This window comes from Reinekea sp., from assembly GCF_982785585.1.
In genome coordinates, this window is record NZ_CEYAVF010000001.1 from 141,254 (window position 1) to 154,529 (window position 13,276).

At 54.3% G+C, this 13,276-nt stretch carries 16 protein-coding genes; 14 read left to right on the plus strand and 2 right to left on the minus strand.

Going from position 1 to position 13,276, the window contains the following annotated elements:
* Positions 1-53: 53 nt before the first annotated feature.
* From AC4FIC_RS00740 to AC4FIC_RS00790, 11 genes are all read left to right on the plus strand, one after another.
* Entirely contained in the window at positions 54-683 is a 630-nt protein-coding gene (locus tag AC4FIC_RS00740) for a ubiquinone biosynthesis accessory factor UbiJ (protein WP_100255680.1), read from the plus strand.
* A complete protein-coding gene (ubiB, locus tag AC4FIC_RS00745) occupies positions 680-2,305 on the plus strand; it encodes a ubiquinone biosynthesis regulatory protein kinase UbiB (protein WP_100255681.1) in 1,626 nt (541 codons plus the stop codon). The genes AC4FIC_RS00740 and ubiB overlap by 4 nt, the downstream gene beginning before the upstream one ends.
* Before the next feature lie 96 nt (positions 2,306-2,401).
* Entirely contained in the window at positions 2,402-2,734 is a 333-nt protein-coding gene (locus tag AC4FIC_RS00750; protein WP_100255682.1) for a phosphoribosyl-ATP diphosphatase, read from the plus strand.
* A gap of 10 nt (positions 2,735-2,744) precedes the next feature.
* Positions 2,745-3,095, plus strand: coding sequence for a histidine triad nucleotide-binding protein (locus tag AC4FIC_RS00755; protein WP_100255683.1), 351 nt, complete (start codon positions 2,745-2,747; stop codon positions 3,093-3,095).
* Between the two features lie 23 nt (positions 3,096-3,118).
* Positions 3,119-3,373 (plus strand): Sec-independent protein translocase subunit TatA, encoded by a 255-nt coding sequence (locus tag AC4FIC_RS00760; RefSeq protein ID WP_100255684.1) that lies wholly within the window; start codon positions 3,119-3,121, stop codon positions 3,371-3,373.
* A 60-nt stretch (positions 3,374-3,433) separates the two neighbouring features.
* The gene (gene tatB / locus AC4FIC_RS00765; RefSeq protein ID WP_100255685.1) at positions 3,434-3,811 is read left to right on the plus strand and encodes a Sec-independent protein translocase protein TatB; all 378 of its coding nucleotides are present in this window, start codon (positions 3,434-3,436) and stop codon (positions 3,809-3,811) included.
* The gene (tatC, locus tag AC4FIC_RS00770; protein ID WP_227003724.1) at positions 3,792-4,574 is read left to right on the plus strand and encodes a twin-arginine translocase subunit TatC; all 783 of its coding nucleotides are present in this window, start codon (positions 3,792-3,794) and stop codon (positions 4,572-4,574) included. Before tatB ends, tatC begins: the two co-directional genes overlap by 20 nt.
* Before the next feature lie 262 nt (positions 4,575-4,836).
* Positions 4,837-5,649 carry a shikimate dehydrogenase gene (gene aroE / locus AC4FIC_RS00775; RefSeq protein WP_100255687.1) on the plus strand — a complete coding sequence of 271 codons (813 nt, stop codon included), beginning with the start codon at positions 4,837-4,839 and terminating at the stop codon, positions 5,647-5,649.
* Positions 5,650-5,692: 43 nt separating this feature from the next.
* Positions 5,693-6,682: an SPOR domain-containing protein gene (locus AC4FIC_RS00780; RefSeq protein ID WP_273285734.1), complete on the plus strand. Its 990-nt coding sequence runs from the start codon at positions 5,693-5,695 to the stop codon at positions 6,680-6,682.
* Between the two features lie 51 nt (positions 6,683-6,733).
* Positions 6,734-7,618, plus strand: coding sequence for a c-type cytochrome (locus AC4FIC_RS00785; RefSeq protein ID WP_100255689.1), 885 nt, complete (start codon positions 6,734-6,736; stop codon positions 7,616-7,618).
* Positions 7,619-7,690: 72 nt separating this feature from the next.
* A complete protein-coding gene (locus AC4FIC_RS00790) occupies positions 7,691-8,050 on the plus strand; it encodes a HopJ type III effector protein (RefSeq protein WP_100255690.1) in 360 nt (119 codons plus the stop codon).
* Positions 8,051-8,061: 11 nt separating this feature from the next.
* Here the strand turns inward: AC4FIC_RS00790 and AC4FIC_RS00795 are convergent, their stop codons facing one another.
* Together AC4FIC_RS00795 and AC4FIC_RS00800 are read right to left on the minus strand one after the other, a co-directional pair.
* Positions 8,062-9,081, minus strand: a complete 1,020-nt coding sequence (locus AC4FIC_RS00795; RefSeq protein WP_100255691.1) for a DUF6976 family protein — start codon at positions 9,079-9,081, stop codon at positions 8,062-8,064.
* A gap of 13 nt (positions 9,082-9,094) precedes the next feature.
* Complete coding sequence (locus tag AC4FIC_RS00800) at positions 9,095-10,315, minus strand: hypothetical protein (protein WP_273285735.1); 1,221 nt, start codon at positions 10,313-10,315, stop codon at positions 9,095-9,097.
* Positions 10,316-10,662: 347 nt separating this feature from the next.
* On the opposite strand from AC4FIC_RS00800, the gene AC4FIC_RS00805 reads away from it, so the two are divergent.
* The 3 genes from AC4FIC_RS00805 to AC4FIC_RS00815 all read left to right on the plus strand — a co-directional run bounded on the left by AC4FIC_RS00805 (position 10,663) and on the right by AC4FIC_RS00815 (position 13,270).
* Positions 10,663-11,487 (plus strand): 23S rRNA (adenine(2030)-N(6))-methyltransferase RlmJ, encoded by an 825-nt coding sequence (locus AC4FIC_RS00805; protein WP_476194789.1) that lies wholly within the window; start codon positions 10,663-10,665, stop codon positions 11,485-11,487.
* 62 nt (positions 11,488-11,549) lie between these two features.
* Positions 11,550-12,593 (plus strand): MBL fold metallo-hydrolase, encoded by a 1,044-nt coding sequence (locus AC4FIC_RS00810; RefSeq protein ID WP_273285737.1) that lies wholly within the window; start codon positions 11,550-11,552, stop codon positions 12,591-12,593.
* A 50-nt stretch (positions 12,594-12,643) separates the two neighbouring features.
* Complete coding sequence (locus AC4FIC_RS00815) at positions 12,644-13,270, plus strand: hypothetical protein (protein ID WP_100255695.1); 627 nt, start codon at positions 12,644-12,646, stop codon at positions 13,268-13,270.
* Positions 13,271-13,276 lie beyond the last annotated feature (6 nt).

Here is a 13,276-nt window from a genome sequence, read left to right on the forward strand (position 1 = left end):
ACTTACCACAACCTGACCGGCGGTATCGTTGCGTTGCATCGTGGAGTCAAGGCATGAGCGAATGGCTGTGGCCGGTGCAGAAGCTGGTAAATGATGCGCTGACCTACGATCCGATTGCCCAGCAAAAAATGGTCGCCCTAGCCGGTAAATCCCTAGTGTTAGTGGTGACCGAGCCAAAGGTGGCGATTAGTGTCTCGATCGAAGCCAATGGCTTTGTATTTTTTCAGAACGGTCAAATTGAAGCCTATGATGCCCGTGTCGCCGGCACGGCAGCAGACCTGCTCGCGGTGCTGCGCGCCACGGACCGAACTGCCGCGATGATGGCCCACCAGATCAATATAGAGGGTGACACGCGCACCTTCTTCGCCATTCAGGACATTCTGGCCCATCTCGACATTGACTGGGAAATGGCCATCGGCGACAAGATTGGCGATCTGGCGGCTCATGTGGTGGCCGACGGCCTGCGGTTTTTAGGTGGCATGGCCCGTCAGCACTTTGCCTCAGCCAGCCGCACCAGCCGGAACTATTGGCGTGAGGAATCCGGTCTCTTGGTGCCCAGTGATCTGTGGCAGCGTCATCAGTCGCAAGTTCAGACGGCGCGTAACGACGTTGAGCGGGTGGCGGCGAAGATCAGTCGGCTTGCCCAGCGACTGGCGGCCGCGACGGCGGATCCAGGCGCATGAGCCTGGTGCGCGCGCTGCGCATTCTCTGGGTCTTCAGTCGCTACCGGCTCGATACCCTGCTGCCCCGTCAGTCTATGCCGTTGCTCTTGCGAGTCTTTATCTTTTGTTCGCCGTTGCGTTGGCTCAGTTCCGCGCAGGCTAATGAAGGTCGGCGCCTGCGGTTGGCCTTGGAGCACTTGGGGCCGGTCTTTATCAAGTTTGGCCAAATACTGTCGACCCGACGCGATCTGTTGCCGGCGGAAATGGCCGACGAGCTAGCCTTCTTGCAAGATCGAGTGGCACCCTTTCCCGGCACTGATGCCCAAGCCATCGTCGAAGCCCAGCTGGGTCAGTCGGTGACCGAGTTGTTTGCCCGCTTTGATCTAGAGCCTCTGGCGTCAGCATCGATCGCTCAGGTGCATTCGGCCTTATTGTTTGATGGCCAAGAAGTGGTCGTTAAGGTGATTCGGCCCGGCATCGAGCGCACCATCCGCAAAGATCTGGGCGTGATGAAGCTGCTGGCCCGCCTGTTGCGCCTCAGCGCCGATGGCAAACGCTTGCGCCCGCTCGAGGTGGTCGAGGAATTTGAGCGCACCATTATCGATGAGCTTGACCTGCTGCGCGAGGGCGCCAATGCCGCGACCTTGCGACGCAACACCCTGGCCGACGGGGAGCTCTATGTCCCGGAGGTCCACTGGCAATACACCCGCAAACAGGTCCTAGTGCTGGAACGCATCTATGGCACGCCAGTCTCGGATATAGCCGCCTTGACGGCCGCACAAATCGACTTCAAGGTGCTCGCCGAGCGGGGCGTGCGGATCTTCTTTACCCAGGTCTTTCGCGATTCGTTTTTCCACGCCGATATGCATCCGGGCAATGTTTTTGTCGATATCAGCACGCCCGCCGACCCAAAGTATATCGGCATTGACTGCGGTATTGTCGGCTCCTTGTCGCAAGAAGATCAGAACTATTTGGCCCAGAACTTATTGGCCTTCTTTAATCGGGATTATCATCTGGTGGCGCAGCTGCATGTTGAGTCGGGTTGGGTGCCCGCTACGACGCGAGTGAATGAGTTTGAAGCCGCCATCCGCAGCGTCTGCGAACCCATCTTCGAGCGGCCGATCAGCGAAATATCCTTTGGTCTATTATTAGTGCGCCTGTTTCAGACCGCGCGGCGTTTCGATATGACGGTGCAACCGCAGCTGGTCCTGCTGCAAAAAACCCTTCTGAATATCGAGGGCTTGGGTCGCCAGCTCTATCCTCAGTTGGATCTTTGGCAAACCGCCAAGCCCTTCCTCGAAACCTGGGTCAAGGAGCAGGTTGGGCCCAAGCGATTGCTCAAGGCGATCACACAACATGGCCCAGGCTGGCTCGCTAAGGCCCCGCTGATGCCCGATCTAATACACGATGCCCTGGTCCAACTGCGTCGCCTCGGCAGCGCCGAAGATCGACAGCAGAGTCAAATAGCCGACATAATTCGCACTCAGAAGCGTCAAGGAATTGCCACGTTGCGTAGGGTGCTCGCGTTAGCGGTGCTGGTCGCTGGCCTTTGGTTTACCCCAGTCGAGACACTGTTCAGTGGTCTATCCGCCGGACAATGGCTACTCCTGGTCAGTGCCGCGCTGTGCTTAGTTTGGCCTTGACGTCCTTGGCACAGCCCGAAAAATTTAATCACCCCCGCTTGCGTTGGTGCTCAGAATGGGCAGAAAACGCATAAAATCACCTAAACAGAGAATGAGATGATTGATATCCTGAACAAACTGGCCGAAACTCTGGATCAGCGTAAGGGCGCAGCCGCCGACAGCTCTTATGTCGCCTCCCTATACGCCAAGGGTCTCGATAAGATCCTAGAAAAGGTCGGTGAAGAGGCGTTTGAGACGGTTCTCGCCGCTAAGAATCTGGAACAGGACGCCGCTCAACGCGACAAACTGATCTACGAAACTGCCGATCTCTGGTTTCATACCCTGGTCATGATGAGCCATCTTGACATCAAGCCAGACGAGATCCTCCAAGAGTTGGCACGCCGTGAAGGATTATCGGGCTTGGCTGAGAAAGCCAGTCGGCTTAAATAGGGGGGGAGTTATGACCGATTGTTTGTTTTGTCGTATCGTGGCCGGTGAAATTCCGGCCAACAAGGTCTACGAAGACAGTCAACTGATTGGCTTTTGGGATATTGCGCCCAAGGCGCCGGTGCATGTGCTGCTGATTCCCAAGCAACATATCACCAGCTTATATCATATGAATGATAGCAATCAGGGGCTAATTCAGGCCATGATAGTGGCCGCACCGGTGTTAGCCCAGGAAATGGGTTTGGCGGAGGGTTTTCGCTTGATTGCCAACACCGGTGAAGCTTGTGGTCAAACGGTGCACCATGTGCACTTTCATATTTTAGGCAGCTTTACCGACGCCGGTGATACCGGGTTTCCAGCATAGTTTTACTCAGCGAGGACGTGACAATGGGTTTTGGTGGTATTTCAATTTGGCAAATGTTGATCGTGTTAGCGATCGTAATTCTAGTGTTCGGCACCAAGCGCCTGAAAAATCTCGGCGGTGATGTCGGCGGTGCGATTAAGAGCTTTAAAAGTGCAATGACCGAAGGTGATAAGGCAGAGGAAAAGAAGACGCCGGACTCCCTGGAAAAGAAAGACAGCGGCGACGCCAATTTCTCTGAAGTCAAAGCCGACGAAAAATCAACAGTTGAAGACAAGTAGTTTTTCGTTTTGGTAACTCGTTAAGGGTGCCTTGGCACCCAACAACGTGAGGGTAACAGGATGTTTGACATTGGATTTGCCGAACTGCTGCTATTAGCGGTTATCGGGATGGTGGTGATTGGCCCGGAGCGACTGCCAGGGGTAGTGAGCACGGTAGGTCGGCTCATGGGTAAGGCGCGTCGCTTTATGACGTCGCTGCAAGGCCAGATCGAGCAAGAAATGAAGCTCGACGAATTGAATAAAAAGATTATGGCCGAGACCGAAGATCTTGATTTTACCAAAAATACCAGCAAGCCTGCCGATGACGACGAATTTGATGATGACGAAGCTGCGGTGCCCACGGTAACGCCAACTCATGACTTGCCGGAAGCACCCGGCTATACGCCGAAGGCAGACACCCAACAGGTAGAACAGACCGATGACACCGAGAAATCCTAGCCAATTTTCCATGCCCTTGGTTGAGCACTTGCGCGAACTGCGCGATCGCTTGCTGCGCAGCGTGGTCCTGATCGTCGTAATTTTTATCGGTTTGTATTTCTTTTCTGGTGACATTTACATGGTGTTGGTTGAGCCGCTTAATACCCTTTTGCCCGACAAGGAGAACGCGTCGCTAATTGCCACGGGTGTTGCCTCGCCCTTTTTGGTGCCACTGAAATTAGCCTTTGTGATGGCCGCCTTGCTGGCCATGCCCTATATCCTGCACCAAATTTGGGGCTTTATTGCCCCGGCGCTCTACAAGCATGAGCGCAAGCTCGCCATACCGCTCTTTATCACCAGTGTTATTCTATTTTACGCCGGTGTCGCCTTCGTCTATTTTGTTGTCTTGCCACTGGTGTTTGGTTTTTTTACGGGCGCCGGGCCAGAAGGTATCGCGATCATGCCGGATATTTCCAATGTCTTGGATTTTTGTCTAAAGATGTTTTTCTCCTTCGGGTTGGCCTTTGAAATCCCGATCGCAACCTTCTTACTGGTGCGCTCTGGGCTTGTCTCAGTCGAGTCGTTAACGACCAAAAGGCCCTATATCTTCGTCTGCTGTTTCGTGTTCGGCATGCTACTGACGCCGCCCGACGTGATCTCCCAAAGTATCTTGGCGATACCGATGTACGCCCTGTTTGAGATGGGCCTCCTGATGAGTCGCTTTTTGCCCAAAACCACTCGGGCGGACGCTGACGCTGAAAAAGAATCGGAAGCGAGCAGCTGATTTTCGGCAAGCTAAGCGCTAAAGTCTAATAGGCCTAGGCTGCTTAGACTCATATCCCACGAGTAGAGCCCCCCATTTGACTAACAATTTTGGTGCTACACAATGGGTAGTCAAATGGGGGTACCGTGCGCCGGGAGGGCTCAGTCGTGTCAAAATGGGCGACAGGTTCGTACTCCGGAACTACAATTTAGCCTACGGTTAAGCTAGGCAGCGGTTGCTAGGTTATTTGTTATCTGCAGCAGAATACAGAGAAGGGTCGAAAATGGATCGATACGCCGTCTTAGGTCATCCAATCACGCACAGTCTGTCGCCACAGATTCATGCATTGTTTGCCCGCCAGACTAAACAGACGCTTGACTACTCAGGTATTGAGTTACCGGTCAGCAGTTTTGAAACCCGAGTGTGGCAGCTGTTTAAAGACGGCTATGCGGGCTTCAATGTCACCGTTCCGTTTAAGGGCGACGCCTTTGATTTTGTTGATGAAATGACCGATCGGGCGCGACGTTCGCGCTCTATTAATACTCTGAAAAAATTAGCCGATGGCCGCATCTTTGGTGATACCACAGATGGCGTCGGTCTGTTGACCGATATTCGTGATCACCTGGGCTGGCCCTTGGAGCACCAAAATATTCTTTTACTCGGTGCGGGCGGCGCCGTTCGCGCGGTAATTGAACCGCTTCTAGACGCCAATCCAGCGAACCTAGTGATCGCTAACCGCAGCGCGCAAAAGGTCGAAGAACTGGCTGATGATTTCCCCGCCATATCGCCTTCAACCTTTGACGAGCTATCCGGTCAGTTCGATATAGTAATCAACGGCACATCGGCTAGCCTCTCCGGTCAGGTGCCGCCCTTACCCGATGGTCTGATCAATGCCGGCACCAAGTGTTACGACATGATGTATGGTAAAACTCCGACGTCTTTTTTACGCTGGTCGGCCGAAAATGACGCCCTAGCCTGTGCCGACGGATTGGGCATGTTAGTCGCTCAAGCGGCGGAAAGTTTTTACATATGGCGTGGTGTGCGACCGGACGTGGCACCGGTAATCGAAGCCCTGCGCAAGTCGCTGGCCGATTGAGCGGATGATGCCTGACACCGTGCCGGAGCGGCCTGACTTTGCTATGACCGCGCTAAAAGTCTTTGGTTTCTGCGCGCCAGCAGATTCAGTTCTTGCTTGCCCACATCGGCTCCGCGGCCTGTTTGCAGCGGTTATCCTGGCATTGCTGGGCACCACCACCTTGGCCCATGATCGGCAGGCGTCACTTTACGCCAGCGCGGCGCCAGTCCAATTGTCGGCGCCAGGCGTCGGTTTATCGTTGGCAACAACGGTCGGCAACCGCACCGTGATCGGCGTCGGTGTGCTTTGGCCGGAACCGCGCGAGCAGGAGGACAGTGGCGCCCGACTGTCGCTGGACGCTCGGCTCTTATACAGCTCTGAGCGGGATACCCATTGGTATCCTCAGATTGGCCTTGTCTGGCTGCCATCCGAGCCAACAGTGCAGGGCTGGGCGGGCATCGGTTTTCAGCGTCAATGGACGCCCGAAGTGGGCTTCTTTGCCGAGACCTTGTGGCAACCCAGTGAGAGTCAGTATCGGCTCCAAGTTGGTCTGCGTATTTGGCTGGATAGTTTTTCATCGCTCGACGCTCGCGTGCGCGCAGCCGATCCGGTCGGGGTCGTTTATGAAGGCGGTCGCATCATGGTCCAGGCTAGCGATGAGGTCGAGGAACTCGATGTGAGCGCGAGCGCAGCCCAGATGACGGCCATACAGGCCCGGCCGGTGTCCCTGGCCACGGTGGCGCCTGCCCCGGTTGACCAGCCAAAGTCCACGCAGAGCGCGAATGCGCCTGCCTCAGGGGCTATCGCGCTAGTCAGCCAAGCAGACACCTGGTATTTGCAGCTGGGACTTTTCCGACAAGTTGCATCGATTAAACCATTGGTCGAGGATCCGCGTCTCGACGTCTATCAAAGCCAGTTGATCCGTTGGTATGATGTGTCCGTTTCGGGTACTCGAGTACTGTTGGGCCCGTTGAGTCGAGCCCAAGCGACCCGCCTCAAGGCGACGTTGCGCAGCCAGGAGCTGAGCAGTTTTCTCTATCAACGGCCCAATTAAACGGTTCAATCCATGGCTTGCCGTTCACCCATGCCACCTCAGGAGCACCCGATGTCTAGACGTTTAAAATGGTTTATTGCGTTTGACCTTATCGTCATAGGCATCCTGTTGATTGTCTATTTCGCACCCCTGGGTGAGCAACGACCGGCCATCAGCACTGCGGGAGATGCATTGCTGGGTCAGGAGCTGTTACACAGTGCCGGATGCATCGCTTGCCACAGCCAGGAAGGGGGGCCGGCGATGGCCGGTGGTCCCCGTTTGGACACGCCGTTTGGCGATTTTTATGCACCCAATATTAGTTCCAGCCTAAGCCATGGCATTGGCGCCTGGAGTTTGGTGGAATTTGAAGCCGCCCTGCGGCAGGGGGTTAGCCCGGCCGGATTACCCTACTACCCGGCCTTCCCCTTCGCCAGTTATCGCAGCCTGACGGATGCGGATGTCGTGCATCTCTATCAGGCGCTGCTTGCGACAGAACCGGTAGATCAGGCCTCCGAGCCGCATCGGTTGGCCTTCCCCTTCAATATTCGCCTTGGCTTAAAGCCTTGGCGTTGGTTGTTTGCGACCACCCGGTCGTTAGAAATCGATCAGGGTAGCGAACTCGGGCGCGGCCGCTATTTGGTCGACGCAGTCGGCCACTGCGGCGAGTGCCACAATCCGCGCAACAGCCTGGGCGCCTTTATACCGCCTTACCTTGGGGGCAATAGTCTGATCCCGGGCGGCGTTGGCGCCCCGCCTATTCATGGTGCCGCCCTCTTGGCACGGGATTGGACCGCAGACGACATAAGCTACTTTCTCGCCGATGGCTTGCTACCCGATGGCGATGTGGTGGGCGGTAGCATGGTGGAGGTGATCGAAATGGGTACCAGTCATTTGAACCAAACTGATCGCGATGCCATTGCGGCCTATCTGCTGTCGTTGGTGCCACGCGGGCGCTGAGCTCCGGCAAGGGGTTTTGACAAGCGCTCGATGATCGGGCCGAATAGGCCCATTGACCACAGGAATATTATTATGAACAATTTGCAGACCTTGCTCGCAGCGGTCTATGACCAGCCGGACAGGCTCGTCTTTACCGAGGTGTTGGCCGCAATTGACACCGAGTTTGATTTTACCGCGACGGCTTTCAGCAATGGCGAATTACGCAATTCGGCACTGGAAAACCAAGGCTCATGCCGAGTGCTGAGTTTTGCGCATCAGGCTGGCTTGTCCGAGATTCACACCCTGAGCCTATTTGCCGAACACTATCGGTCGGTCTTGTCCGATCCGCAGGGTGACAATCACGCCAATATCCGGCAGTTTATGCAGCGGGGTTGGCGCGGTGTCAGCTTTGCACAGACGCCATTGGTGAAGCGGGCAGCTAACACGGACTGAGCGAGTCAGGTTTAACGAACGTCGTTTAGCGTCATATACACCAGGGTTTGGTTCAGCAGCTGATAGGCTATTTCGCCAAAGGTAATGGGCCCGGTGATGTGGCCGGTTTTCTTTCCTTCCAATTCGGAATACAAGAAGTTCAGAATGCAATTGCATGAAAAGGCAATGTTCGCAGTGTCATTCTTCTTCACGGCCTGATCGAAGGCCTGAACATAATCCGGCACCGGCGTGGCAAAGCGATAGCTTACGCCCTTAAACACTGGGGCATAGAGCTCGACCTGGCCAGTATTGGCATGGATCTGTTGTATGCTGACATTCACCTTGATACCAGAATAATCGGCAACCAATGGCAGGCGGGTATCCAAACCTTGGCCGGCGATGTAATCCGCTAAGCTGCTGGGAACCCCATCAATCAGACAGTCTTTGACTGAAAAATCTGTCGTTGGGAATTCGATAACCGGTCCCGCACCCTCCTCGAACAGATTAATAATACTCACATTGGCACTTTGGCTGTCCGGTAAGGGCACATGGATCGCGACCGCCTGCTGGCTTATTAGCACACCGCCGCTTGGACCAAAGGCGACCTGAGCCGCACTGCCGTCATTCAAGTGGAAGCCTGAAATCCAACCCACGATGGGGGTGAAAAACATATTGGCGAACTCCGGTGCATTTTGGGCGTAATTCAAGTGCACCTGCGATGCCGCCGGCAATATCAGCAATGTAAAACCATGGGGTGGGGCATCCTGGGCAATGCGGGCAATGGTATTGTTATCGTAGACGGTGATGCGCGGTGGATTATGTTGTTGGGTGCCATTTATGGTGTGAACGAAGAGTTGTTCGCGGCTAACCTTGCCGCCGTCCCTGTCCATAAAATAGGGAATGGTGCCACCGATCCAATTCCCGGCGGGCAACTGTGCCAGCAGGCTTTCATCACCCGCAATGGACATAAATTCACCCTGCTGAATTTTTAAGATTACCGTGGCCAGGTCGAACATTTGGCTATCGAGATTGATTTTGACTTGATTTGACATTGGGTCATCCTAATTATTGGTTTGCCGCCAGGCGGTTAATAAGGCTAATTTCATCCGACATCGTCTGAGCATTATGGATAAAGAAACTGTGTAATTGTTCAATATTAAGCGGGTCACGATTGCGTCGATAACTGCTTTTCAAGCGCGACAAGAGCAGTCGGTAATTTATTTTTTCCGAATTAAGTAGGCCATCGTCTAGCAATAAATTTTTCCATATATTGTCGGTAACCGGTGGCAATTGAATGCGCGTCTGATCCTGTTGCTGTCCCAGCAGCTCGGTTAACAGGCGCAGCTCGGGAATTAGGTTGCGGGCATTGTGTTTAAAGAAGAGTTGCAGGTTGCGGACTATATCCAAACGCTCATATTCATCATAGGTCAGCAGGTAGCTCCGACTGTTTCGGGCGAGACTCAGACGCAGCGCCATATTTTGGCTCTCCAAGTCCAGTTCGCCGGTGAGCAATTGGTGCCATAAGGGGTTCTTGGTGCCAGGCAGCACTAGGCGATTTCTTGCGCCACCATTGGGGTTGGTATGGGCATTCGGCTGATTCTCCGAAGCCCCCAGTATTTTAAATTCCTGCTGCAGTTGCTGGGCATGACGAATAAAAAAAGTGCGCAACTCGGCAACCGATTTTTGCATAACCTGGCCACTGTTGGGATTCTTGTGAACCTCAAGTTTTAATCGCGACAACAGTAATTTCAGCGGCAGCAGGCGCGTGGTGAGTTTTAGTTGATCGGTTAATACCTGGCGCCAAATTGGATTGGATTCCAGCGGCAATAGGGCGATGTTGTGCGGCGTCTGCTGGCCGCCCGTCATATCGCGCACCTCGCCCTCGACCAAGCCGAGGCCAATGCCGAGCAGGCCACTGATCATCTCGGGGCTGAGATTGCGCGAGAAAGCGATATGGATGGTATCGGCCAGTTCGCGCGTAATGGTCTTGTGCTCCTCACCGAGAAAGGCCGGTGGACGATTGGCCGACATGTCTGCCAACTCAGCCTGGCTGAGGGTTGCTTCGATATAGGTGTTTACATGACCGAAGCGGATATGTTGCCAACGATGTATTACCTGTGGACCTTTTTTGTTGCCAGTTAGGAAGCCAAAAATATTTTTCTCAGGCTGCTTTTCAACGATAAAGGTCAGTGAATTGGAATCGCTGGCCAATTCAATGTCTTTAATAATCCAGGGGGAATAGAGCCCAAGCAATTGGGCCAGATCGTGAGTCTTTAAACTGTCCATAGTTTTTACCTGCCAGCTACCGTATAGGTTGGGAGTTTCTACTGCCTGTTCCAACGGGTTATTTGCCGCCTTACAGTAACTTCTTGAAAAGTCATATTCCATACGCTTAAGGGGTCAAAAATATTTTCAAAATGAACACAGTACGAAGGATCTGTTGCTCGGCTCGATGGGTGTTTAATTAATTTCAATATTATTGACCTAGCTCACAAAGTGATTAGGGTTCCAAATTTCACTCGGGGTGCATTTACCTGCTCAGCATCCGCCAACCCGGTGCCGCAACTAACGGTAAAGCTGTCGCGCTCGGTCAGGGGTGGTTACAATGCTCTTTTTCGTAACCGGACCAAGTCATGCTCAGCTATCAACATCAGTACCACGCCGGCAATCACGCCGATGTGTTGAAACATTGGTTGCTCGTGGAATGCCTGGTGCATATGCGAAAAAAAGACACCCCCTTTGATTACATCGACAGTCACGCCGGGTCCGGGCGCTATCGACTTGACTCGCAGGAGGCGCAAAAAACCGGGGAATACAAGCTCGGTATTGCTAAACTGATCGATAAAGACTGGCCCGAGCTGTCAGCCTACCTCGATCTGGTGCGCGCCGATCTGGGCAAGCAGCAATACCCGGGTTCACCGGAAATCGTCAATCGGCTGCTGCGCCATGGTGACCACAGCTCTTTGTTTGAATTGCACAGTCAGGCGGTGCGCGAATTGGAAAAAAACTGCGCTCGCAAACGTCAGACGCAGGTCCGCTTTGAAGACGGTCTGGCGGGTATGAGCGCGCTCTTGCCGGTGCACAGTCGGCGCGCATTGGTGCTGGTTGACCCATCCTATGAGGTCAAGACGGAATACGACGCGGTGACCAGTGCCGTTGAAAAGGCCTGGAAAAAGATGAGCCAAAGTACTATTTTACTCTGGTACCCGGTGGTCGAGCGCAGCCGAATTGACCGCATGGAACGCCGCCTGGTCCGCTCGGGCATTAAAAACATGCAATTGTTTGAGATGAGCGTTGCGGACGACGGAGCGCGTGGCATGACCGGCTCCGGTCTCATTGCAATCAATCCTCCCTGGACCGTTGCAGCGCGTTTTAATAAGTTGTTTCCGCTCGTCTCGGCGGCCTTGTCGAGTGACGGCACCAGCCGTACCCGGGTGAAGATCTTAACGGCGGAGTAACGCCTGCCGGGTCGCACCGTCTCTTAACCTGCGGCGCCTGAGCGCCTGCCTTGGAGCACCAGATGATTTTTCGACAACTCTATGATATTACCTCGTCGACCTATACCTATTTGTTGGCCTGTGAGGAAACCGGTGCAGCGGTCTTAATTGACCCAGTTTTTGAGCGGGTGCAACGCGATTTGGCCCTGCTTAAGGAACTTAACCTAAAGCTGGAATTCGCCCTCGATACCCATTGCCATGCCGATCATGTGACCGCGGCCTGGTTACTGAAGCAAAAGACCGGTTGTCAGATTGGCACAGCAGCCGTGACCCAGGCCGATGAGGTCGACCGCCCGCTCCAGCATGGTGATCTGCTTGCCTTTGGCCAAGAGTCACTGCGCGTGATCGCAACGCCCGGGCACACTAACGGTTGTTTGAGTTTTGTCAGTACCGATCTGAGTCGGGTCTTTAGCGGAGATGCCCTGTTGATTCGCGGCTGCGGACGATGCGATTTTCAACAGGGTGATGCCAAGACCCTATTTCAGTCGATCACCGAGCAGCTCTTCACCTTGCCGGCTGAATGCCTGATCTACCCGGGCCACGATTACAATGGTCGTACGGTCAGCACCGTGGCCGAGGAACAGGCATTCAATGCCCGCGTCGGCGGTGGCGCCTCAGAACAAGACTTTGTTGGCTATATGGCCGCAATGCAACTGCCGCACCCGAAACTGATCGACCATGCGGTGCCGGCCAATTTAAAAAGTGGCCGACCCGACGCCGACGCCATGCCCGCCGAACCGAGTTGGGCACCGGTTTACTTCACCTTCTCCGGCGTGCCCGAGGTGACGGTCGAATGGGTGCTCAATAACCGAGAGCGGGTCCAGATCCTCGATGTGCGCGAAGCTCATGAGCTGGAAAGTCCGGTCGACCGGCTGGTTGATACCCGTATTATTCCATTGGCAGAACTGCGTGGCCAAACCGATAGCTTGTCGCGTGACCGACCGATTGTTTGCCTATGCCGATCCGGGCGTCGTTCTGCCATGGCCGTGAATATTCTCCAAAAAGCGGGCTTCACCGAGGTGGCCAATATTGCCGGTGGTATTCTGCGCTGGCAGGAATTAACCTAACCGAGTTCGTTTGGCGCCGATCGGCGCCAAACGAATCACCAGGAACTGATATGAATATCGATGCCCTGCTACAGGCCGAGACGCATTTTTTTCAGCGCTACCCAGGTGGCTTTGACGACCCGGCGCTGCTGCCGAGTGTAAAGAAGCATCGCGTTGAGAAGATGGTCGCTCAATGCCAAGAAGCCTTTGCTACGACGGCCTTTACCCATACCGAAGAGGTGGTGCAGAACTGGATCAAGATCGTCGGTCGGTCGTCGATGGTGTCCCTGTTTGAAAAACCAAAATTCAAAGATTGCTTAAATAGCCTGTCACCGCAAGATAAGCAACAGGCGGTCGAGGCCCTCTATGAGCAGCTGCACGGTGACGCCGAGTTAGGCCTGAACACCTTGGTCACCCTGTTCGAGCGGCACAAGATGGCCAAGTGGTCGATCCTCTCCGTTGTACCGGCCTACTTTAGGCCAAGCGTCGAGGTCTTTGTTAAGCCGACCACCGCCAAGGGAGTGATTGCGCATTTTGAGCTCGACGGACTGGTCTATCATTCGCGGCCTAGTTGGTCTTTTTATCAGGCCTATCGCGCCGAGATCCGCGCCATGAAGGAGCTGGTGGATGTTAATCTGGCCCCCAACAACGCGGCTTTTTCAGGGTTTTTAATGATGTCGATCTCAGGATTAAAATAACCAATC

Excerpts from the sequence above, each read along its gene's own strand:
- tatC (WP_227003724.1), top strand. The coding sequence starts at position 3,792 with ATGACACCGAGAAATCCTAGCCAATTTTCCATGCCCTTGGTTGAGCAC.
- AC4FIC_RS00795 (WP_100255691.1), bottom strand. The coding sequence starts at position 9,081 with ATGTCAAATCAAGTCAAAATCAATCTCGATAGCCAAATGTTCGACCTG.
- tatB (WP_100255685.1), top strand. The coding sequence starts at position 3,434 with ATGTTTGACATTGGATTTGCCGAACTGCTGCTATTAGCGGTTATCGGG.
- AC4FIC_RS00815 (WP_100255695.1), top strand. The coding sequence starts at position 12,644 with ATGAATATCGATGCCCTGCTACAGGCCGAGACGCATTTTTTTCAGCGC.
- AC4FIC_RS00780 (WP_273285734.1), top strand. The coding sequence starts at position 5,693 with ATGACCGCGCTAAAAGTCTTTGGTTTCTGCGCGCCAGCAGATTCAGTT.
- AC4FIC_RS00750 (WP_100255682.1), top strand. The coding sequence starts at position 2,402 with ATGATTGATATCCTGAACAAACTGGCCGAAACTCTGGATCAGCGTAAG.
- AC4FIC_RS00790 (WP_100255690.1), top strand. The coding sequence starts at position 7,691 with ATGAACAATTTGCAGACCTTGCTCGCAGCGGTCTATGACCAGCCGGAC.
- AC4FIC_RS00760 (WP_100255684.1), top strand. The coding sequence starts at position 3,119 with ATGGGTTTTGGTGGTATTTCAATTTGGCAAATGTTGATCGTGTTAGCG.
- AC4FIC_RS00810 (WP_273285737.1), top strand. The coding sequence starts at position 11,550 with ATGATTTTTCGACAACTCTATGATATTACCTCGTCGACCTATACCTAT.
- AC4FIC_RS00755 (WP_100255683.1), top strand. The coding sequence starts at position 2,745 with ATGACCGATTGTTTGTTTTGTCGTATCGTGGCCGGTGAAATTCCGGCC.
- AC4FIC_RS00785 (WP_100255689.1), top strand. The coding sequence starts at position 6,734 with ATGTCTAGACGTTTAAAATGGTTTATTGCGTTTGACCTTATCGTCATA.
- AC4FIC_RS00805 (WP_476194789.1), top strand. The coding sequence starts at position 10,663 with ATGCTCAGCTATCAACATCAGTACCACGCCGGCAATCACGCCGATGTG.
- AC4FIC_RS00800 (WP_273285735.1), bottom strand. The coding sequence starts at position 10,315 with ATGGACAGTTTAAAGACTCACGATCTGGCCCAATTGCTTGGGCTCTAT.
- ubiB (WP_100255681.1), top strand. The coding sequence starts at position 680 with ATGAGCCTGGTGCGCGCGCTGCGCATTCTCTGGGTCTTCAGTCGCTAC.
- AC4FIC_RS00740 (WP_100255680.1), top strand. The coding sequence starts at position 54 with ATGAGCGAATGGCTGTGGCCGGTGCAGAAGCTGGTAAATGATGCGCTG.
- aroE (WP_100255687.1), top strand. The coding sequence starts at position 4,837 with ATGGATCGATACGCCGTCTTAGGTCATCCAATCACGCACAGTCTGTCG.